This is a genomic window from Butyricimonas sp., assembly GCF_019423355.1.
GTDB lineage: Bacteria > Bacteroidota > Bacteroidia > Bacteroidales > Marinifilaceae > Butyricimonas > Butyricimonas faecihominis.
On sequence record NZ_JAHZBP010000008.1, the window covers coordinates 57,663 to 78,686 of the forward strand.

Below are 21,024 nucleotides of genomic sequence, written 5' to 3' on the forward strand. Positions count from 1 at the left end.
CATTCGCACAAAGGTATAAAATATATTAAAGAATTTATCAATATTGGGTTATTTTGGAATAATCAAATATATTTCCCTGTTTACATTCCCTGCAACTCTTCCCAATATTCCAAAGCCCGCCGGGTATGAGGGATCACGATGGTTCCTCCCACCAGATTGGCAACAGAGAATATTTCGAACAACTCTTCCGTGGTTACCCCGTACTGGTGACATTTTTCCAAATGATATTTGATACAATCATCGCAACGCAATACCATAGATGTCGCTAACCCCAGCATTTCTTTTACTTTTGAGGATAAAGCACCGTCCATATATGTATTGGTATCCAGATTATAGATCCGTTTGATCACTTTATTATCGGCAGCCAGTATTTTCTCGTTCATTTTAGCCCGGTATGCCCGGAACTGTTCAACCATTTCACTCATAATTGTACATTTTATAGCTAAACAAATAATTTCAATATATCATTAATGTTCGCAAACAACAGCAGGAACAACAGGAAGAACATTCCCACGATCTGGGCGTTCTCCATAAATTTCTCATTCGGCTTGCGACGTGTTATCACCTCGTAGAGCAGGAACATCACGTGACCTCCATCCAATGCCGGGATAGGCAAGAGGTTCATTACTCCCAAGATAATGGACAACATGGCCGTTAATTCCCAGAAAGCCCGCCAATCCCACACGCTGGGGAATATGTTCCCGATAGAAATAAATCCTCCCACGGACCTGAAAGCTTCCGGGTTTTTAAATAATTTGAATTGTTTCAGATAGGACTTGATCCAGTCAAACCCCATGTTAATTCCCGCGGGAATAGCCCCAAAAAAGGAATATTCTTTCACGGCGTACTCGAAATCGTTTATCACTTTCGGATACACCCCGATCACTTTACCACTTCCGAGAGCAATAGGGATAGAAAGAGTATCACTTCCCCGCAAAACTTTAGCATTCAACACACTATCTTGGTGAGAACGGATCAAATCAAGGTACTCGTCATAGAAAGTAAATGAATGTCCGTCTAATTCCAACACCCGGTCTTCTTCCAACATTCCGGCATTCCGAGCAGGTGATTCATCAGCAAACCCTTGTATCGAACCATCATATTTATAACGGGGTGTCAGTAAAGCTATCCGCTTAAACCCTTTCGAGGAATAGGACAACATCTCCCCTATCAATGTAGGAGGGAGATTTATATTCATCACCTGACCATCCCGCATAACCTGTATCGTCTTCGGATTCTCCATTAAGATATACCCCGGAATTTCGAAGAAATTCTCTACTTTTTTATTATCCAAGGATAAGATCATATCCCCATTTCGCAACCCGGCATTAAGCAATAAAGAGTCGCATACAACTCCATATTTCGCATTCTCGGTAGGCAAGTACTGCTCTCCCCACGCGTAAAGAATCATGATGTAAATGAAGAACGCCAAGATAAAATTAACAAGTACCCCGCCGATCATGATGATCAATCTTTGCCAAGCCGGCTTGGAGCGGAACTCGTAAGGTTTTGCCGGTTCTTTCATTTGCTCCAGATCCATGGACTCGTCAATCATTCCTGCAATCTTCACGTATCCGCCAAGAGGCAACCATCCCATCCCGTATTCAGTTTCTCCCCTTTTAAAACGAAACAGGGAAAACCACGGGTTGAAAAAAATAAAAAACTTCTCCACTCGTACCTTAAATATTTTTGCCGCCACGAAATGCCCCAACTCATGCAACATAACCAGAATCGAAAGGCTCAACAAAAACTGTAATATCTTTACTAATACATCCATATACCTATTTTAGATTTTAAATTTTAGATTTTAGATTGAGAAATTCCTCTTTTGCTATTCGTCGGCCCTCTTGGTCAGAAACGATATAATCTTCCAAGGTAGGTTGGACAATATAACTCACTTTTTCCATCGTTCGTTCAATCACGTCAGACATGGCCGTGAAAGAAATTTCATCCTTCAGAAAGGCAGCCACCATAATTTCATTGGCCGCATTTAACACGCAGGGGGCATTCCCTCCACGATTCATGGCCTCGTAAGCCAATCCCAGATTTCGGAAGGTCGTTATATCCGGTTTTTCAAACGTAAGATCGGAATAAATACCAAAATCCAAACGCGGTATCTCCGAATGTACCCGTTCCGGGTAAGTCAGTGCATACTGGATCGGCAAACGCATATCCGGAACTCCCAACTGTGCTTTTATATTTCCATCCTGAAACTGAACCATCGAGTGAACAACGGATTGCGGGTGTACTAACACCTCTATTTGTGAAGGCTTTACTCCAAACAACCATTTTGCCTCGATCGCCTCGAAACCTTTGTTCATCATGGACGCGGAGTCAATGGTAACCTTTGCCCCCATGTTCCAATTCGGGTGTTTTAATGCCTGCGCTACCGTTACGGACTTCAAATATTCATAATCCCGTCCCCGGAAAGGTCCCCCGGACGCTGTTAATAATATCTTCTCCACCGGATTGTTGTGTTCGCCCACCAAACACTGGAATATAGCCGAGTGTTCGGAATCCACGGGTAATATCGCCACCTTGTATTCCTCAACCAACCGGTTAATTAAATCTCCGGCAACAACTAAGGTTTCCTTATTGGCCAGAGCGATCGTCTTACCCGCCTTGATCGCGTTGATCGTGGGTAACAACCCGCTATACCCAACCATGGCAGTAACGACCACATCAATCGTGGATGTTTGCACGACTTGAGCAATAGCTTCGCTCCCGGCATATACCTTTATATCCTCGTCCTTCAATAACTCGGTTAACTCGGAATATTTTGATTCATTTCCGATCACAACCATGTTAGGCTTGAACTTTCTGGCTTGTCGTGCCAGTAATTCCACCTGATTATTTGCCGTGAGAACCTCTACATTAAACCGTTCCGGATTAGCGTCAATCACCTGCAATGTCTGCGTTCCAATTGACCCGGTAGCTCCCAATATTGCTATATTTTTCATTTCAAAACAATCTCCAAAACCACTATTTACGAATCATTTAAACTTAATGAAGGTTTCCGGATTCAATGCTTTTCCCGCTTGCCACAACTCGAAATGTAAATGCGGTCCGGTTGTTTCTTCGCCCGTGTTCCCTACCACTGCAATCGCCTCTCCCGCACGGACAAAATCTCCCTGCTTTTTCAACAATACCGAATTATGCTTATATACTGAAACCAGATTTCCATTATGCTGTACTTGAATCACGTAACCCGTCTTAATTGTCCAATCCGTGAAAATGACCACGCCATCCAACACGGACAAAACATTTGAATTTTGCTTAGCCACCAAATCCACCCCGTAATGACGAGTCGTTTCATCAAAATGATTGGTTACCACTCCATCCAATGGTGAGAAGAAATGATAAAAATCATCATCGGAAGAACTGACATGCCCAAGGGTTAAATTGTATTTTTCTTCTTTTTCCACGATTTCCCGAAAACCAGCCTCTTCTTCCGACATACCTAACATCGAAGTATCATAGGTTACCTTTACATTCTGCTGCATCGACACGAAACTCGTCGTGTCCAAGTTTTCGTCTCTCAAAATAGTTTGTATGGAATGAAGAAAACGATCCTTCTTCTGCACTTCATTTAATAGGGAATCAACCCGTAGAGCGTTTTGTGTAATCTGACGTCTCAACTGTTGGCTCGGGTAACCCGGGATGAATTCCCGCAAATTCGTGAATGCAATCAACATGATAGTCAATATAATCAAGACGACGGCCAATGTACTTAATGCCGTGAGAACGTGTAACGGAGAGAGCCGAAGGTGCATCACCTCCTCGTAAGTAGACTCGTTAAATATCGTCAACTTATAGCGGTTCCTCAGCTTATTCCAATATTTTCGTTTTTTACTGCTCATCCAATTATTTTTAGCCTTCAAAAATAGTATAAAAATCCAACTTTCCCAGCCAGAGAATTCATAAACTTTATCGGGGCAATTGAAAAGAGTTTAGAATGAAAAAGATTTTATAATTGTCGATTGAACGATTAAGTGATTGAAAAGAGCGTTGAATTGAGGGCAGGAATCACTGAGTCGGAAATCATAAATCAAAAAATGGATCAGTTCTTGAATCAATTCGTGGTTTTGATAATCTCCGGGTATTGATAGATTCGCAAGTTAAAATAAGGAATCACGGCTAACAGATGATCGAATATATCGGATTGAACCTTCTCGTAGGCTACCCATTCTTGAATCCGGGAAAAACAATACACCTCCAGAGGAATACCTGTTGCCGTCGGTTGTAATTGCCGGACCATGTATGTCATATCCATATTCAAATCGGGATTGGCTTCCAGCCTGCGTACCGCATACTGTCTAAATACACCTAAATTCGTCAACTTCCGTTCATCCAACACGGCAGATGTCCCTTTATTTTGTTCGTCCAACTTCGGTAACATATCTTCAATATACCCTTTCAACACATTCGATTTCCGTAAAGTATCGATTTCCTCATCCGAAAGGAAATGAACGGAAAGCATATCTATATTAATATAGCGCATAATCCGACGACCGGCAGACTCCTGCATTCCCCGCCAGTTCGTGAAAGAAGCGGACACTAACTGATAGGTGGGAATCGTCGTGATTGTCATATCCCAATTTTGTACTTTCACGGTATACAAGTTGATCTCCAACACCGTCCCGTTGGCATTATTGCTCGGCATCACGATCCAGTCCCCGATACGCACCATCTGATTGGCCAGTAGTTGAACTCCGGCCACAAAACCTAATATCGCATCTTTGAATATCAACATTAAAACCGCAGCAAACGCCCCCAACCCGACCAGTAAATTACGGGGGGACTCCCCGATAAACTCGCTGACGATTGTAATGATAATAGCTGAAATCACGAAAATTTTAATCACCTGCACGAAAACTTTTATCGGACGATCTTTTGCGATCGGGTACGAATCGTAGATTCGGTTTATTGCATCCAGCACGGCAACAATCACGAAACCGGCAACCACAAGTATCCAAGCCACGATAAACCGATGAAAAAGTTCTACATGCTGCCACTTCCCGTACACGATTTTAAAAGCAAAATCTATAAATATCGGTGGTATCAGATTAAATATTTTTTGAAAAACACGCTCCTCGAAAAAAATATCATCCCATTTGGTTTTCGTACGACGCACCATTCCCCCGATCACCCGGGTTATTCCCTTGCGTAAAAAGAAGGTAAATAAAAAAGCGATCAGACAAATGACCACGATCTGCAAAAGGACCTCGACAGCCGAGGCCGCGGAAGGGTCTTTAATACCCAAATTCAACCAAGAAAACCATTTGTTAATATCTATTTTCAACAGCATCATATCTTTCCCAAACTTTTACAGGCGTATACGATAAACCACCGGATAAGTTAAACCCCATTAACAACGAATCGTTCTAAATAATCTAAAAACCCTTCTATTTTTCCCTATTTTCACACTTAACCCCTAAATTAACGTTAAAGAATTAACGTATCAGAACAAAATTACTTACACTTTGCTATATTTGCAGACACAAACATTAAAACATTAAAATAATTCGTATGGCAAAAAAATTATTAATCGTGTGTGCTTTATTGGCATTGATCAGCACTAGCCTGTTCGCCCAATATGACATGAAGGCACCACTTCCCATGGATCCGAACGTTCGCATCGGGAAACTAGCTAATGGATTGACTTATTACATCCGCCATAACGCGGAACCCAAAGAACGAGCCAGTTTTTACATCATCCAAAACGTGGGAGCTATCCTAGAAAATGATGATCAGGACGGTTTAGCTCACTTTTTGGAACACATGGCATTCAACGGGACCAAGCATTTCCCGGGAAGAAAAGGTATTACCAACATGTTGGAAAAACATGGTGTTGAATTCGGAAGAAACGTGAATGCTTACACGGCACAAGACGAGACTGTTTACAATATCAGCGAGGTTCCTACAACCAATCCTGATTTATTAGATACTTGTTTACTCGTACTTCACGACTGGTCACATTATCTTTTATTAGTCGATGACGAAATCGATGGCGAAAGAGGAGTTATCTCGGAAGAATGGAGAACCAGAAGAACCCCGAGTTTCCGTATCCGTGCCCAAATCATGCCGGTATTACTAAAAGACTCTAAATACGCAAAAAGAGATGTTATCGGGAACTTGGACATTATCAAGAATTTCAAATACCAGACTCTTCGTGATTATTATCATAAATGGTATCGTCCGGACCTGCAAGCTATCGCTGTTGTCGGTGATTTCGATGTAGACCAGATGGAGAAAAAAGTAAAAGAATTATTCTCCAAAATCCCGACTCCGGTGAATCCGGCCGTGAGAGAAGAGTTCACGGTTAACCCTCACGACGATATTTACTTCGTATGCGCAACGGACAAAGAAGTAACTCAATCGTCTGTCAGCGTGTATATCAAATACCCCTCTACCCCGAAAGAAGAAAAGAATCATGAATACCTGAAAAATGGAATTCTTCAATCCTTCTACAACACCATGTTGGGACAACGTGTTTCTGAATTACTTCAAAAAGGCAATCCTCCTTTCATTAACGCACAAGCCGGATTCGGCGGCGGTATCGTAAGAGGATGGAGTACCTATATGATCTCTGCTACAGCAAAACCGAATGAAGAAGCAGCAGCACTGGAAGCTATCTATCGTGAAAACGAAAGAATAAAGAAATTCGGTTTCACGGAAGGCGAGCTTGAAAGAGCAAAAACCAACATGCTAGTAGGCTTGGAATCTGCTTACAAACAAAAAGACAAAACTACCTCCGAAGATTATATCGGTGAAATGCAATCTAACTTCCTTGATGGAGAACCTATCGTAGATTTCGATTACTATTACAATTTTGCCAAAGCTATTATCCCGACCATCACCGTGGATGAAGTTTCAGCTTTAGCTAAAAAACACCTTAACCGGAAAAACATGGTGATCGTGGCACAAGGCCCGTCTGAAGGAGTTAAACACATCACGAAAGAAGAAGCCATCGCCGTGTTGGACAAAGTTGAAAGCTCTAACTTAGAGCCTTATAAAGACCAAGTAACAGAGGCATCTTTAATCAACGAGGACTTGAAAGGTTCCAAGATCATCGCTACCAAAAAATTACCGCAATTCGATGCCGAAGAGTGGACTTTGGAAAATGGAGCAAAAGTGGTATTCCGCAAAGCAGACTACGAAAAAGACCAAGTACAAGTAAGTTCTTACAGTAAGGGAGGTACTTCATTATATGGTATCGACAAATTAGCATCTGCCCAAGTCACAGATCAATTTATCGGGGCTTACGGATTAGGAGACTATGACGCAATAACCTTGAGAAAATTATTAACCGGGAAACAAGCCCAAGCCGGTGTTAACATTGGCGGTCTTTCAGAATCAGTTGGTGGTGCATCTACTCCGAATGATTTCGAAACCTTGATGCAGCTAATCTACTTGCGTTTCGAGAAACCTCGTTTCGACAAAGAAGTACACAATACCTTGATGCAACGTAACTACGCTGCCATCGAGAACTCAGCCAACAATCCTCAAAAGATTATGCAAGACTCTGTTAGCATGATCATGAGCAATTATAGCCCGAGAACATTGTTATTCGGTAAAGAATTTTTAGATAAAGTTAGCATTGAACAAATCGAGGAGATCTACCGCGACCGTATCAAAGACATCAGCGACTTTACATTCTTCATCGTGGGTAACATCGATGCAGAAACCGTAAAACCGTTGGTTGAAAAATACTTGGGATCTGTAAAATCTTACAACCGGAAAGAAAATTGGGTGGATAACAAAGTGAGAGGACCGAAAGGAAGAACTGAAAAAGTTATTGAACTGGATCTGACTACTCCGAAGGCAACTGTAATCACCAGTTTCTCTAAAGAGATGAAAACAAGCATTCACGACAATCTTTGCTTGAATATCTTGAGAGGCGTACTGGATCAAAGATACATGACCAATATCCGTGAAAAAGAAGGTGGTACCTATGGTGTAGCCGTTCAACCGAGTTCTTCTAAAGAACCGTACGAAAGCTACAGCATGAGCATGAGCTTTGATTGCGATCCAGATAAAGCAGAACACTTGAAATCATTAATCTATGCTGAAATCGACAAATTAATGAAGGAAGGCCCGACCCAAGAAGAGATCGACAAGGTAACTACTATCCTGAAGAAAAATAATGAACAAAGCAAACCTCATAATGCATATTGGATGAATGCAATTCAAACTTATTATCTTCGTGGAATTGATGTAACAGACCCGAAAAACTTCGATAACATTATTGACAAGATCACAACAAAAGACGTGAAGAAATTCACCCAGAAATTATTCAAGGGAGCCGATGTTGTTGATATGATCTTCCAACCGAAATCAAAATAAAATTAGGTTGCAATTTATATAAAAGGAAACGTCCGGGAGTAATTCCCGGGCGTTTTTCATTCATACAAAATTTCATCAAGTGATAAGTTCGAATTACTCTTCTCCCACTACTCCATCTCCCTTAAATTTAAATTGCTTAGCCACCCTAAAAATAACTTTTTGAGTTTCCGGGTATAAAACAACTTTTTGGGTTGAAAGAACATATCGATGACGAACAGCACATTTTTTCACGTTGAAAGATCCAAAACCCGCTAACCCCACATGCCCCTCTTCTTTTAGCCCTTCTAACATCGTATTGAAAATTTCATCAAATACCATCGTCACATCTTTTTGTGACATGCCATTTTTTTTGGCCACAATTTTAACTATTTTTCTCTTGTCCATATCTAATTATAATATGATTTTTCCTCACATGATAAATACTGACTAACGTCAATTCAACATTTATGCCTAACAAAGTTAGAGATTAAAAGATAAAACACAACATTTTTCATCCAAAATACAACAATATAGCAAATATTATTACAAAACACGCTTCCATCACACCTATTTAACCGACAATTCAGCTTTTGGGGAATCACTTAAATAATCTATACTGAATCATTTACCAATACTTGTTTAAGGGAAGAAGACTATGTAACTTTGTATGAAAACAATGAAAGGGAAAAATAGAATAAATCTCCAGAATATGAAAAAGGAAACAAAAACAATTCGTTTGATCTATCCCCAATGGCAAGGTGCCAATATCGTGAAATTGATTACAGAGGTCGAAAATCCCGATGATGCCTCAAGGGGATATGTCTTGGGGGCACAACTCTTAAATTTCCTTGCCCCGAGCAATGGTCAAGAAACATTAACGGTTCCCGTTTCGACTGAAATCACAGATCGGAAGGTAACAGACGGAGTCCTCGACCGGGATATTATAGTCCGTCAAACAAGAGCTGCATTAAGCATACTACAAGTCAGTAATCCCGATAAAATCGTAACACTTGGCGGAGAATGCTCGGCCAGTGTCGTTCCCTTTACCTATCTGGCGCAAAAATACAAGAATGATGTTGCCCTAGTTTGGATTGATGCACATCCGGACATCACGCTCCCCGGAGACATCTATCCCGGATTTCACGCCATGGCCGTAACCGCCTGCATGGGGCATGGAGATGCCAAAATCCTAGCGGAATTACCCACCCGATTTACCCCATCAAACATATTATTTGTGGGGTTACGCAACTGGGAACGTGAAGAAATCAAAGAACGACAAAAGCAATACGGAATAAAACATCTCACGCCCAAAGATGTTGCACAAAACAGTGATGCGATCAAAACTTGGTTGAAATCATGCGGAGCGTCGAAAGTCGTTATCCATTTTGATATGGATGTACTTGATCCTGCCGAAATCATCGCTGCTGTTGGTACAGACCCCGATGGGATGAAAATGGAAGAAGTCATTCGGGTAATAAAGGACATTGCTGCAGAAAAAGAATTAGTAGGCTTGACAATTGCGGAACCTATGCCTCGCACGGCAATCAGGATCAAAAATATGTTACATCAATTACCCCTATTACAATAAAGGATAAACCACAAAATTTCATTTCAAAATAACGACCATCCCTGTCGGGAGAAGCTAAAAAATGAATCTGTAACTTGTAGCCTGTAACTCGCCGAAGGCGAACATTCGTCCATAATACACCGGGGTTAGGCTAGCGATGGGCTATGACAAATACCAAGCAGGAACATAGCAAGAACATAGCAAGAACAATCTCCAGTGTACTTGCTATGTACCTACAGTGAAAATAACGTGTTCTTGTCCCAACCCATCGGCGGACAAAGTGTAGCCCGCAAGATAACCATAAGCGGCCAAATGATAGATGCTCCGAATTCAAAAGAAATATATCAAAAGTCTTAACGGGGCATTCCGGGTATATCACGATAAAAAGAGCATCCATGGGGGCTAAAGTATTCTTTTTATCTTGTCTTTTTTTGTAAAAAATCCTTTTGTCCTTTGGAAATTCGAATAGAATACCTATCTTTGCAACCGCAATTGAGAAACACAATTGAAGGATTCAGTAGCTCAGCCGGTAGAGCACAACACTTTTAATGTTGGGGTCCTGGGTTCGAGTCCCAGCTGGATCACAATCTGAATGACAATCCGCTATAATAAACGAATTATAGCGGATCCTTTTTTATACACCAATGTATACTCCCAAAGGGAGGGGCAAATGAAATTCGCTATTCTTCGATACTCAAAGACTCGATCTTCAACAAACGTTCTCTAAGACGAGGCATATCTTTCTGTCTGATAGACAAAGTCATCTCACATTCCATCTCAAAATTTCGGGATAAAATGTCCGGTTCTTCTTCTTTCAATACTTTCATCACGTCATTCATCACGACATAAGTAAAACGCACGTGAATAACTTCATCTACCGTACGCTCCACGATCTCTGCATGATTGATCGCATCGGCGGCAGCTTCTTTATAGGCTTGAATCAAACCGGATACCCCTAACTTAATTCCCCCGAAATACCGGATCACCACGATAAGCACGTTGGACAAGTCATTGGAAATAATCTGTCCGAGGATGGGTTTACCCGCCGTAGAAGAAGGCTCCCCGTCATCATTCGCCCGGAAACGCTCCCGGTTTGCCCCTAGGCAATAAGCATAACAATGGTGTCGGGCATCATAATACTTCGTCTTAAGCCCGGTAACAATATCTTTAATCTCTTCTTCGGATTTTACGGGATAAATAAAAGAAATAAAGCGACTACCTTTTTCCTTGTACAGGCCTTCGGCAATCGCATTTACGGTTCTATATTTATCCTCCTCCATAAAGGAACGTGATAATTAGTTACGGCAATAAAGTTTCTTTTGGAGTTCCTCCACTTGAGCCTTAAAAGCACGATCGGTCTCCATCAAATCGGTAACAGCCTTACAAGCATACAACACGGTTGTGTGATCCTTCTTACCAATTTGTTTACCAATGTATGCCAACGATGCATTCGTGTAAGTCTTGCTGAAATACATGGCCAGCTGACGAGCCTGAACAACTTCCCGTTTTCTCGTCTTCTCTTGTAACATTTCGGGAGCCATGTTAAAATGATTACAAACAACCTGCTGAATATGTTCCACGGTCAACTCGACTTTCTGATTCTTCACCATTTTACCCAAAATATCCTTTACCACATCAACCGTCAGATCTTTATGGTTAAATGTAGCCTGGGCCAGCAAAGAAATCATTGCTCCTTCCAATTCCCGCACGTTATTACTTACATATTTACAGATATATTCCAATACCTCATCCGAGAAGTCAATACCATCTTTATGCGCCTTAAAACGAGCAATTTCCATACGAGTCTCAAAATCAGGAGCTTTTATCTCGGCAGACAATCCCCAACGGAAACGGGAAAGTAAACGTTCTTCCAAACCACTCAATTCAGCCGGTGAACGATCAGATGTCAAGATCAATTGTTTTCCCGATTGATGCAAGTGATTAAATATATGGAAGAATGTATTCTGCGTGGCAGTCTTTCCGGCCAACTCATGAATATCATCCAGAATCAACACGTCAATTAACTGATAGAAATGTAAGAAATCATTTATCTCATTTTTGCGTACGGCTTCCGTAAATTGAGTCTGGAAAACATTCGTGGTCACGTACAACACGACCTTGTTGGGATAATTTTGTTTTACCTCCATACCGATAGCTTGAGCCAAATGAGTTTTCCCCAATCCGGATCCACCATATATTAACAAGGGATTAAAAGCCGTACCTCCCGGATTTTGTGCAATAGCCACGGCAGCAGACTTTGCCAAACGATTACAACTTCCCTCGATATAACTGTCCAACGTGTAAGAAGGATTCAATTGAGGGTCTATCTGCAAACGATTATTATTACGCTCAAAAGGATTTTTAGGGGCAACACTATCCGGTTTACCATTCACGTATACCGTGTTTGGTTCCACCTTTTTCATGTTATTGGAAGGCATCGTTACGGAGAGAGGGTCACGAGGATGGCTCTCTTCTACTACAACCGAATATTCAAGTTTTGCATTCGGACCAATAGCGGTACGAACAGCCTTTCTCAATATATCCACAAAATGCTCTTCCAAACATTCATAAACATATTGACTCGGCACCTGAATTGTCAACACATCATCTTTGAAACTCAATGCACGAATCGGTGCAAACCAAGTTTTAAACGTTCTTGGCAACACCTGCTCCTTGATTAAGTCTAGACATTCCGACCAAACACTTTTACAATCCCTTTTCATTTATCTATTATTTATATCCCTATCTCATTTCTAGGAAATGGAATGCTAAATTCGAAAAAAAAATCTTGGAAAAAAAATGATACTTTCACTTGTTTTTTATCGATTCTTGCTTACGTTTTAGATATCAATTCTTTAGACATACAATCATGAAAATCAACACCTTAATCCCAAATCAATCTATTTCCAAGCGTTCCTTTTTTGCAACAAATTCTTAACATAAACGTAACTTTCTAATTAACCTACCCTAGGGATAAAGCTTTAGCACCTAAGGGGAAAAAATGAACTACGCTATATTTTTTTGATTCTTAAGCCTTGTCTTTTATGTTAACAAAATTCAGACTTCAAAAGTCATTATTTAGAATAATTCTAATTTTCAAATAAAGTCAATTTTAACAATATAAGCATCATTATAACGCTTTATAACATCATCTAATTTCCTCTGGGCAGGTTTCAATTTCTTGTAGCTATCAATGATGTAAAGATATTTATCCTTATACTTAATCTCCTTCAATCCATGATTTTGCACATACAATTCAGAATTAACATCCAATCGTTCTGAAGACTCGAAAATCACCACGCCATATTCTTCAAGAGCATTTTTTCCTGAAGAAAAATCAATCAGAGAAAGATTTATAAAGCGTTTCGGATTATACCTGAACTCAACTAATAAACGATTCAAATTTTCACTCACTTGATTCAAATTATAATAGAGATCATTATCATTTAAAAGAGCCCCTATCGTTCCCTCTCCTCTATTTATTTTATTCATTATCGAATCGGTTGTAGCCAAAATATAATCCAAGCTCATTAATGTCTGGTGTAAACTTGCCTGCCGTAAAGAATCGCTTATCGCGGATACATTACCCAAAATAGTAGAAATCTCTTCGTTATTATTTCTCAAATTACCCGTGATGCTATTTACATCCTGCAAGATAGAACTGATTCTCGCAGACTCCCCTTGTATTAAGGTATCCAAATTTCCCGAGGCTCCCTCCAAATTACGTAATGTTCGATCAATACTTCCGAAACTATTACTTAGATTCTTTTTTGTTTCCTCATTAAACAACCCTTGAACAATTAACATCACGGAATCCAACGATCCCAGCAAACGCTCGGCCTTCTGTTTCAATGGCAACATTTGCTGGCTCACCTGTTCCATAAGTCCACGCTCCACTTGGGACCGCAGGGTGTCTCCACTTACCGCAGTCACGTGAGAATCTCCCGGCACTAGAGCAACAACTTTTGAACCCATTAAATCAGCACTCTGAATCATGGCCAACGTGTTTGATGGCAGCTCCAACCCTTTATCCACCGAGAACTTCACGAGTACCCGATCGAACCGTTCTCCCGTAAATTGAATCGAAATTACCTGTCCTACCTGATAGCCCCGGTAAATAACGCCACTAGACACTTTCAACCCTTCTACACTATCATACACGCCGTAAAATGTACTTTTGGATTCAAACAAGGACGAACCTTTCAAGAAATTTATTCCCCAAATCAAGATAAAAACCGCAGCCAACGCAGTCAGGGCTAATTTCGCTTCTCTTCTTATTTTCATGAGTATTATTTTATTTCTTCATTTATTTTTTCCGTTCTAACTTTCTTGCCTCTGCCACGGTAATTTGTTTTCCCTTATAGACAGCAATAACAAAGCAATCCTTTACAGTTTTCCGAACTTCTTGTTGAAACTCTAACGCTTTCTCGTAACTCGAAGTTTTCTTCACGTAATACCGGTAACGGTCTGTTCCCTTCAGCACCTCCACCTTATCTTTCAGTTTCAGATACCGAAGATCTTTTATTTGTGTCTTGGAAGAGGCAACTTGTATAGCATAAAACAAATCATTCTTACCAGAAGTCGTAATATTCTTCTCTACTTCTTTCTTTTCTACCGTGGAAGTTTTCTGGTTTTGCTTTTGCACCTGCGGAGTCTGTTTTGATATCACTTTTTGTTCATCCTGTCCACCGGTCAACACGACACTGTTACGTTCCACGTTATTCTTATAGGCCTGAAAAGCCGTAAATATAGCCCGGGCAATATTCGTTTGTCCCGATTCAGACGTTAAAATCTTTTGATCACTCGGATTCGAAATAAAACCGGTCTCAATCAGAACAGCCGGCATCCCCACGTCCATCAACACGATAAATCCCGCTTGCCTTACTTCCCGATCCGGCATACGAGTTCTCGCGATTAACTCCTTTTGTATAGGTGCGGCAAATTCCATACTATTCTTCAAATGACTATTTTTCAAAAAATTAAACATGATATATGACTCTGCCTTTTTCGGATCAAAACCATCATATTTCACAGAATAATCCTCTTCGTAATGAATAGCCTCGTTCTCTTTCATGGCAACCTGAAAACTGGCCTCCGACTTATGCAACCCCAGCACGTATGTTTCCACGCCTCTCACGCTTGATTTAGAAAACTTATTCACATGAATGGATATAAACAATTGCGCTTTGGCCTTATTCGCAATCCGTCCCCGTTCTCTCAAATCCACGGCAACATCTTTTGTTCTCGTGTACACGACTTTCAAATCAGGATAGGCACTCTTCACCATTTTCCCCAATTTCAGAGCGATGGCCAACGTTATATCTTTTTCTCTCAGCTTTCCACTGATAGCTCCCGGATCTTTTCCTCCATGTCCGGCATCAATACAAATACAATTAATTTTACCCAAAGCCTCTTGTGCCATCAAAGAATTTGAACCTTCTAATAAAAAGATTACCAACAAGAAACATATGAACCTGCACTGATTTATCATGTATTTAAAACTTTTTAAAAAGAATCATGAGCATTAACAACCATTATTTCTTACATTTGCAAAGCAAAAATGCAATATGCGTGATGCAATAATTAGTCACAAAAATAATTATAAAATTGCAAGTTAGATTATATACAGGGCTTTTTATTAAGAAATGTATCATTTTAACAATGATCGCCCTGCCCATAATACTCTCATCGAATGGCTTGGCGTCCGAGATTATTTTCGGACAAAATCTCTTTATCACAGCCATTGACACAACGGGACAACCCGGTGATAGCATTCGTATCGTTTATGATTCTGCAGGAATCCCGATTGATACTATTCGCAATGACTCCGCTCAATCCAAACCTCTATTTGATGACCTTGTTAAATACGACGCGGACGATTCGGTCAGATTTTCAATACAAGAGAAAAAAGTATATCTATACGGAAATGGTTTCGTGAAATACCTTACGACAGAGTTAAGAGCCGATTACATCGAACTCGACATGGATAAAAAACTTGCCATGGCAACCGGAGTACCCGATTCTGTCGGGAAATTAAAAGGGACACCTAAATTTAAAGACGGTGGTCAGGAATTTGAAAGTACTGAATTACATTATAATTTTGACACGAAAAAGGGTTACGTAACCGAGATTATCACCCAGGAAGGAGAAGGTTATATTCAAGGAAAAACAACCAAAAAGATGAGTGACTCCGTCTATTGCGTGAAACACGGTATGTACACAACCTGCGACGAACACGACCATCCTCACTTTGGGCTAAACATGAGCAAGGCGAAGATGATCAAAGACAAAAAGATATTCGTCGGTTTCACCAATTTGGAACTGGAAGGAATTCCTTTACCGATCTTTATTCCTTTCGGCTTTTTCCCGATCACAAAAAAAGCCACGTCGGGAATTATCATGCCCACTTACGGAGAGGAACGAATGAGAGGATTTAACTTGAGGGGTGGTGGGTACTATATTTATATCAATGACTATATTGATATGAATATCACCGGGGATATTTACACCAACGGTTCTTGGGGGTTACAATACGCAACCCAATACCGTAAAAGATACAAATTTAACGGTAATCTGAACTTCACGATCAGTAAAAACTATGTCAGTGAAAAGGGGTTACCTGATTATCAGGAATCATCAGACTGGTCTGTACGCTGGACCCACACGCAAGATGGAAAAGCAAACCCGTACAGTTCATTCTCTGCTTCCGTGGATATGTCATCCGCCAATAACAACTACTATAATGCCAACACGGTGGACGGGATTGCCAACCAAAGAAAGCAATCCAGTATTTCGTGGAGTAAAAAATGGCCGGAAAGCCCGTTCAGTTTGAGTGGTTCGTTCAATCATAGCCAGAATAGCCGGGACACCTCTATTGCTATAACATTACCGAATTTGAGTCTCCGAATGACACAAATCTATCCTTTCCGTAAAAAAGGGAAAAGCGGTGAAATGAAATGGTATGATAATATTGGTGTATCTTATTCTGCCGAATTAAGAAATAGTATCCAAACCAAAGAAGACAAGTTGTTCAAATCTTCTTTTGAAAGAGACTGGAGTAATGGATTTAAACACAATATTCCGATCAGTTTACAATTTAAGATTGCCAAGGACGTGACCTTCACTCCTTCTTTAAATTATAACGGCTACTTGAACCTCAAAACCATTGAAAAAATATGGATCCCGGACACGAGTGCTAACGGTGGGCAATTTATCACACGGGATGTCCCCGGGTTGAATTACTCGCATGATTACTCAGCCAGTGGATCAATCGGGTATACCCCAACCATATATGGTATGTTCATGTTCAAACCGGGATGTAAAGTCGTTGCCATCCGGCACATGATACGTCCTTCCATATCGGCATCCTATACCCCCGCCATCAAACCCTTAGGTAACTACAAAAAGAGCTACTTCGATGGAGAGAAAGAGGTTGAATATGACATTCACGAAGGTTTAACCTATCGTCCGAACACTACCGGCGGCAAACAATCCGGGAGTATTAGTTTCAGTTTGGATAACAATGTCGAAATGAAAGTCCGAAATGACAAGGATACAACCGGAGACGAAGAATTCAAAAAAGTAAAACTTTTGGAAAGTTTCAGACTTTCAACATCTTATAATCCTTTTGCCGACAGTATGAACTTTTCAAATATCTCCATAAGCGCACGTACCAAAATATTGAATAACAAAGTAGATTTGAATTTCAGTGGTACCATTGACCCTTACGCGATAGATACAAATAATGTAAGATATAATAAATATCACGGAAAACTAGGACGTTTAACCAATGCAACGATCTCTACTAATTTTAGTTTTTCCGCAGATAACGGACAAAATAAAGAAAAAAAGAATGACCTAGTAGGCGGATTCTATGATGACTACGTCGACTTTGACGTACCTTGGAATATCAGCATTAGTTACAACCTTACTTATTCCAAACCTAGCCCTTACAAAAGTCCGACAATCTCTCAGATCATCAACTTTTCGGGTGACCTCTCGTTAACCCCTAAATGGAAACTCACGTTCCAATCGGGATATGACATTAAAAACAAAGAAGTAACTTCAACCAGCTTTAGTGTCACGAGAGACTTGCATTGTTGGGAAATGACATTCAACTGTATGCCGTTTGGACAGCACCAGTCTTACAACTTTGAAATTCACGTCCGATCCTCTTTATTGAGGGATTTGAAGTTGACCAAACGAGATTCTTGGTATGATCGAAGACTTTAATCAAATAAATCAACGAAATAAAGCAGACACTTGTCTGCTTTATTTCGTTGATACCAAGTAAGATTTCTATTTTCGTTGTCTCACCGCCTCATACACAAGGATTGCGGCAGCAGCAGAAACATTCAGAGATTCTATTTTCCCATACTGGGGAATTTTAATTTGTTGATCAGCCAATACTAACAACTCTTCATCAATACCAGTATCCTCCGCTCCCATAATAATCATACATCCCTCTTTCATATCCACTTCGGTATAAAATTTATCCGCTTTCTCCGTGGCTGCAAATAAAGTTAACCCTCTTCGTTTCAATTCTTTTATCGTCTTTTTGAGATTCTTCTCCCGACAAACAGGCAAATGGTATAAAGCCCCGGCAGATGTTTTAATCGCATCAGAAGATATTTTTGCAGAATTCTTATTCGGAATTAAAATGGCACTCACCCCGGCACACTCTGCCGTACGGGCAATTCCACCCAGATTTCGGACATCAGTAATCCGATCCAAGATAAGTATTAATGGCATTTCCCCTTCCGCCACCACAGCATCCACGACCGTGTTTATATCTTGGTAAGGAATTGGAGAAACCTCTGCCAAAACTCCTTGATGATTTTTCCCGGCAAACGGTTTAAACACCTCTTCGGGTACGTACTGGAACTGAATCTGACGTTCACGCACCAGCGAAAATAATTGTTGGAACAACTCCCCCTTTATTCCCTGACGGAACATCACCTTGTCAATTTCCTTCTCATCCTGTATAGCCTCCATCACGGCCCGAATTCCGAAAATACACTCTTGCTTAAACTTTGCCATCTTATTCGTTATTATTAATTTCTAGCTTTCAATTCTTCCAAATGCCCGTTCTCCTCTTCCCATTCTTCCATACAGACTTCCAAGCGTTTTTTCATCTCGTCATAAGTTTTTAATAACTCATCATTAATCACGCCTTCTGCCATTTTTCCCTCTGCCTCCCCTATCTTTTGTTCCAAATCAGCAATTTCCACTTCTAACTTCTCGATCTTCACTTCTGACTTTTTGATCTCTTTATTCCATTGTTTCCGTTCCTCAAAAGCAATTTTATTTTCAGAAACAATCTCCTCTTCCGCGACATCTTCCTGTTGCAATTTTCGAGGGTGCATCTGTTCATATTCCCGGAAACATTCCAGTTTCTTAGCCTCTAGGAAATGCGCAACACCCCCTAGGTATTCCTTTATCCCCTTGTTGGCGAATTCATACACCTTATCTGCCAACCCAAGCAAAAAATCCCTGTCATGGGAAACGACAATCACGGTACCTTCGAACTTCTTCAACGCATCTTTCAATATATCTTTCGTACGCATATCCAGATGATTCGTCGGCTCATCCAAGATTAACACGTTATAAGGTTCTAATAACAAACGTACCATTGCCAAGCGGGTACGCTCTCCCCCGGAAAGTACCTTCACCTTCTTGTCGACATCCTCACCGGAAAACAGAAAAGCCCCTAATATATCCCGGATTTTCTTCCGGATTTCACCTACTGCCACTTGATCTACCGTATCCAGAACACTCAACGAAGGGTCAAGCAAATCAGCTTGATTCTGCGCAAAATACCCGATATTCACGTTATGCCCGATCTTCAGGTTTCCCTCATAGGGAATCTGATCCATAATCATCTTCACCAAAGTTGTTTTACCTTCTCCATTCCTTCCGACAAAAGCAACTTTCTCTCCTCTCAGCACATCAAGATTCACTTCATGCAGTACCACATGATCACCATACGCTTTACTCAAATCCCGCCCACTCACGACAATATCCCCCGAACGTACTGCCGGTTGAAATCGCACATTGATTCGTGCAGAATCTTCCTGTTCAATCTCGATTCGTTCTATTTTTTCCAGTTGTTTGATCCGGGATTGTACCTGTACCGCTTTCGTCGCCTTATAACGGAAACGCTCGATAAAATCCTCCGTATCCTTAATCTGCTTTTGCTGGTTCTCGTAAGCACGTTGCTGTTGTTCGATACGTTCCTTACGTAATTCAGTAAAACGTGTATACGATACCTTATAATCATATATCTTTCCCAGTGAGATCTCTACCGTCCGGGTCGTAATATTATCCAAAAATGCACGGTCATGTGAAACAAGAACCACAGCCCCGGGATAACCTTGCAAGAATGACTCCAACCAAGATATAGACTCTATATCCAAATGATTTGTCGGCTCGTCCAATAAAAAAACATCGGGACGTGCCAATAATATTTTAGCCAACTCGATCCGCATACGCCATCCCCCACTAAATTCCTCGCACCGCCGTTCCAAATCTTCTTGCCGAAATCCCAATCCTTTTAACACGACCTCAACTTCACCATCCATATTATCCGCCCCTCGCATATGCAACATCTCGGTCTTCACGTTCAATTTATCAATCAGCGCCATGTAACTATCCGACTCGTAGTCTGTACGCTCGCCCAATTCCCGATGCAAACGCTCCAATTCTGCCTGTAAATCCAGCACATCATTAAACGCTGTTTCCGCCTCTTTCCGTACGGTCTTACCTTCTGCATACACTTTCGTCTGTGGCAAATACCCGATTTTCAATCCGGAAGGAACAGATACACTTCCCTCGGAAGGCTCTTGTACCCCGGCCAATATCTTCAATAATGTAGACTTTCCGGCCCCGTTACGCCCAGTCAGACCAATCCGATCTCTTTTGTTCACCAGAAAAGAGATAGAGTCAAGCAACGCGTAATCTCCAAATAAAACACTTACATTATTAATTGAAATCATATATCATCATGCAAAATAAAACCTTCTATATTTTAACGAGTGCAAATATACGAAACTTATAGACACGGGCAAACGAGTTTACCCGTGTGTTACAAGTTACAAGTTACAAGTTGCAAATTCAAAATTTATACACAAAAA

General features: G+C 40.7%; 15 protein-coding genes and 1 tRNA gene. 4 read left to right on the plus strand and 12 right to left on the minus strand.

Annotated elements, in window-relative coordinates; translation table 11 throughout:
- Positions 1-80: 80 nt before the first annotated feature.
- The 5 genes from QVC79_RS11930 to QVC79_RS11950 all read right to left on the minus strand — a co-directional run bounded on the left by QVC79_RS11930 (position 81) and on the right by QVC79_RS11950 (position 5,311).
- On the minus strand, positions 81-425 hold the full coding sequence (locus QVC79_RS11930) for a carboxymuconolactone decarboxylase family protein (protein ID WP_124317926.1): 345 nt from the start codon (positions 423-425) through the stop codon (positions 81-83).
- Between the two features lie 17 nt (positions 426-442).
- On the minus strand, positions 443-1,777 hold the full coding sequence (gene rseP, locus QVC79_RS11935; protein ID WP_124317925.1) for an RIP metalloprotease RseP: 1,335 nt from the start codon (positions 1,775-1,777) through the stop codon (positions 443-445).
- A gap of 16 nt (positions 1,778-1,793) precedes the next feature.
- Positions 1,794-2,960 (minus strand): 1-deoxy-D-xylulose-5-phosphate reductoisomerase, encoded by a 1,167-nt coding sequence (locus tag QVC79_RS11940; RefSeq protein WP_287642490.1) that lies wholly within the window; start codon positions 2,958-2,960, stop codon positions 1,794-1,796.
- 33 nt (positions 2,961-2,993) lie between these two features.
- Positions 2,994-3,860, minus strand: a complete 867-nt coding sequence (locus QVC79_RS11945; RefSeq protein ID WP_087421751.1) for a M23 family metallopeptidase — start codon at positions 3,858-3,860, stop codon at positions 2,994-2,996.
- 212 nt (positions 3,861-4,072) lie between these two features.
- The gene (locus QVC79_RS11950) at positions 4,073-5,311 is read right to left on the minus strand and encodes a mechanosensitive ion channel family protein (protein ID WP_287642491.1); all 1,239 of its coding nucleotides are present in this window, start codon (positions 5,309-5,311) and stop codon (positions 4,073-4,075) included.
- 218 nt (positions 5,312-5,529) lie between these two features.
- Between QVC79_RS11950 and QVC79_RS11955 the strand changes: the two genes are divergently transcribed.
- Complete coding sequence (locus tag QVC79_RS11955; RefSeq protein WP_287642492.1) at positions 5,530-8,346, plus strand: M16 family metallopeptidase; 2,817 nt, start codon at positions 5,530-5,532, stop codon at positions 8,344-8,346.
- Between the two features lie 93 nt (positions 8,347-8,439).
- On the opposite strand, the gene QVC79_RS11960 is transcribed toward QVC79_RS11955, so the two are convergent.
- A complete protein-coding gene (locus tag QVC79_RS11960; RefSeq protein WP_124318065.1) occupies positions 8,440-8,730 on the minus strand; it encodes an HU family DNA-binding protein in 291 nt (96 codons plus the stop codon).
- Positions 8,731-8,992: 262 nt separating this feature from the next.
- Here QVC79_RS11960 and QVC79_RS11965 point away from each other — a divergent pair, with 262 nt between their 5' ends.
- Both QVC79_RS11965 and QVC79_RS11970 read left to right on the plus strand, forming a co-directional pair.
- Positions 8,993-9,913, plus strand: a complete 921-nt coding sequence (locus QVC79_RS11965) for an arginase family protein (RefSeq protein WP_373289761.1) — start codon at positions 8,993-8,995, stop codon at positions 9,911-9,913.
- Positions 9,914-10,403: 490 nt separating this feature from the next.
- A tRNA-Lys gene (locus QVC79_RS11970) sits at positions 10,404-10,476 on the plus strand.
- 96 nt (positions 10,477-10,572) lie between these two features.
- Here QVC79_RS11970 and QVC79_RS11975 read toward each other — a convergent pair.
- The 4 genes from QVC79_RS11975 to QVC79_RS11990 all read right to left on the minus strand — a co-directional run bounded on the left by QVC79_RS11975 (position 10,573) and on the right by QVC79_RS11990 (position 15,314).
- Positions 10,573-11,172: an IMPACT family protein gene (locus tag QVC79_RS11975; RefSeq protein ID WP_124317948.1), complete on the minus strand. Its 600-nt coding sequence runs from the start codon at positions 11,170-11,172 to the stop codon at positions 10,573-10,575.
- A 15-nt stretch (positions 11,173-11,187) separates the two neighbouring features.
- Positions 11,188-12,615, minus strand: a complete 1,428-nt coding sequence (dnaA, locus tag QVC79_RS11980; protein ID WP_087421746.1) for a chromosomal replication initiator protein DnaA — start codon at positions 12,613-12,615, stop codon at positions 11,188-11,190.
- Between the two features lie 373 nt (positions 12,616-12,988).
- Positions 12,989-14,176 carry an MlaD family protein gene (locus QVC79_RS11985; protein ID WP_270595002.1) on the minus strand — a complete coding sequence of 396 codons (1,188 nt, stop codon included), beginning with the start codon at positions 14,174-14,176 and terminating at the stop codon, positions 12,989-12,991.
- Positions 14,177-14,198: 22 nt separating this feature from the next.
- Positions 14,199-15,314: an N-acetylmuramoyl-L-alanine amidase family protein gene (locus QVC79_RS11990; RefSeq protein WP_287642493.1), complete on the minus strand. Its 1,116-nt coding sequence runs from the start codon at positions 15,312-15,314 to the stop codon at positions 14,199-14,201.
- A gap of 239 nt (positions 15,315-15,553) precedes the next feature.
- Here QVC79_RS11990 and QVC79_RS11995 point away from each other — a divergent pair, with 239 nt between their 5' ends.
- Complete coding sequence (locus QVC79_RS11995; protein WP_124317219.1) at positions 15,554-18,124, plus strand: putative LPS assembly protein LptD; 2,571 nt, start codon at positions 15,554-15,556, stop codon at positions 18,122-18,124.
- A 66-nt stretch (positions 18,125-18,190) separates the two neighbouring features.
- On the opposite strand, the gene rlmB is transcribed toward QVC79_RS11995, so the two are convergent.
- Positions 18,191-18,931, minus strand: coding sequence for a 23S rRNA (guanosine(2251)-2'-O)-methyltransferase RlmB (rlmB, locus tag QVC79_RS12000; protein ID WP_124317220.1), 741 nt, complete (start codon positions 18,929-18,931; stop codon positions 18,191-18,193).
- A 14-nt stretch (positions 18,932-18,945) separates the two neighbouring features.
- Positions 18,946-20,886 (minus strand): ABC-F family ATP-binding cassette domain-containing protein, encoded by a 1,941-nt coding sequence (locus QVC79_RS12005; RefSeq protein ID WP_124317221.1) that lies wholly within the window; start codon positions 20,884-20,886, stop codon positions 18,946-18,948.
- Positions 20,887-21,024: the final 138 nt, after the last annotated feature.

Excerpts from the sequence above, each read along its gene's own strand:
- QVC79_RS11930 (WP_124317926.1), bottom strand. The coding sequence starts at position 425 with ATGAGTGAAATGGTTGAACAGTTCCGGGCATACCGGGCTAAAATGAAC.
- rseP (WP_124317925.1), bottom strand. The coding sequence starts at position 1,777 with ATGGATGTATTAGTAAAGATATTACAGTTTTTGTTGAGCCTTTCGATT.
- QVC79_RS11940 (WP_287642490.1), bottom strand. The coding sequence starts at position 2,960 with ATGAAAAATATAGCAATATTGGGAGCTACCGGGTCAATTGGAACGCAG.
- QVC79_RS11945 (WP_087421751.1), bottom strand. The coding sequence starts at position 3,860 with ATGAGCAGTAAAAAACGAAAATATTGGAATAAGCTGAGGAACCGCTAT.
- QVC79_RS11950 (WP_287642491.1), bottom strand. The coding sequence starts at position 5,311 with ATGATGCTGTTGAAAATAGATATTAACAAATGGTTTTCTTGGTTGAAT.
- QVC79_RS11955 (WP_287642492.1), top strand. The coding sequence starts at position 5,530 with ATGGCAAAAAAATTATTAATCGTGTGTGCTTTATTGGCATTGATCAGC.
- QVC79_RS11960 (WP_124318065.1), bottom strand. The coding sequence starts at position 8,730 with ATGGACAAGAGAAAAATAGTTAAAATTGTGGCCAAAAAAAATGGCATG.
- QVC79_RS11965 (WP_373289761.1), top strand. The coding sequence starts at position 8,993 with ATGAAAACAATGAAAGGGAAAAATAGAATAAATCTCCAGAATATGAAA.
- QVC79_RS11975 (WP_124317948.1), bottom strand. The coding sequence starts at position 11,172 with ATGGAGGAGGATAAATATAGAACCGTAAATGCGATTGCCGAAGGCCTG.
- dnaA (WP_087421746.1), bottom strand. The coding sequence starts at position 12,615 with ATGAAAAGGGATTGTAAAAGTGTTTGGTCGGAATGTCTAGACTTAATC.
- QVC79_RS11985 (WP_270595002.1), bottom strand. The coding sequence starts at position 14,176 with ATGAAAATAAGAAGAGAAGCGAAATTAGCCCTGACTGCGTTGGCTGCG.
- QVC79_RS11990 (WP_287642493.1), bottom strand. The coding sequence starts at position 15,314 with ATGGCACAAGAGGCTTTGGGTAAAATTAATTGTATTTGTATTGATGCC.
- QVC79_RS11995 (WP_124317219.1), top strand. The coding sequence starts at position 15,554 with ATGATCGCCCTGCCCATAATACTCTCATCGAATGGCTTGGCGTCCGAG.
- rlmB (WP_124317220.1), bottom strand. The coding sequence starts at position 18,931 with ATGGCAAAGTTTAAGCAAGAGTGTATTTTCGGAATTCGGGCCGTGATG.
- QVC79_RS12005 (WP_124317221.1), bottom strand. The coding sequence starts at position 20,886 with ATGATTTCAATTAATAATGTAAGTGTTTTATTTGGAGATTACGCGTTG.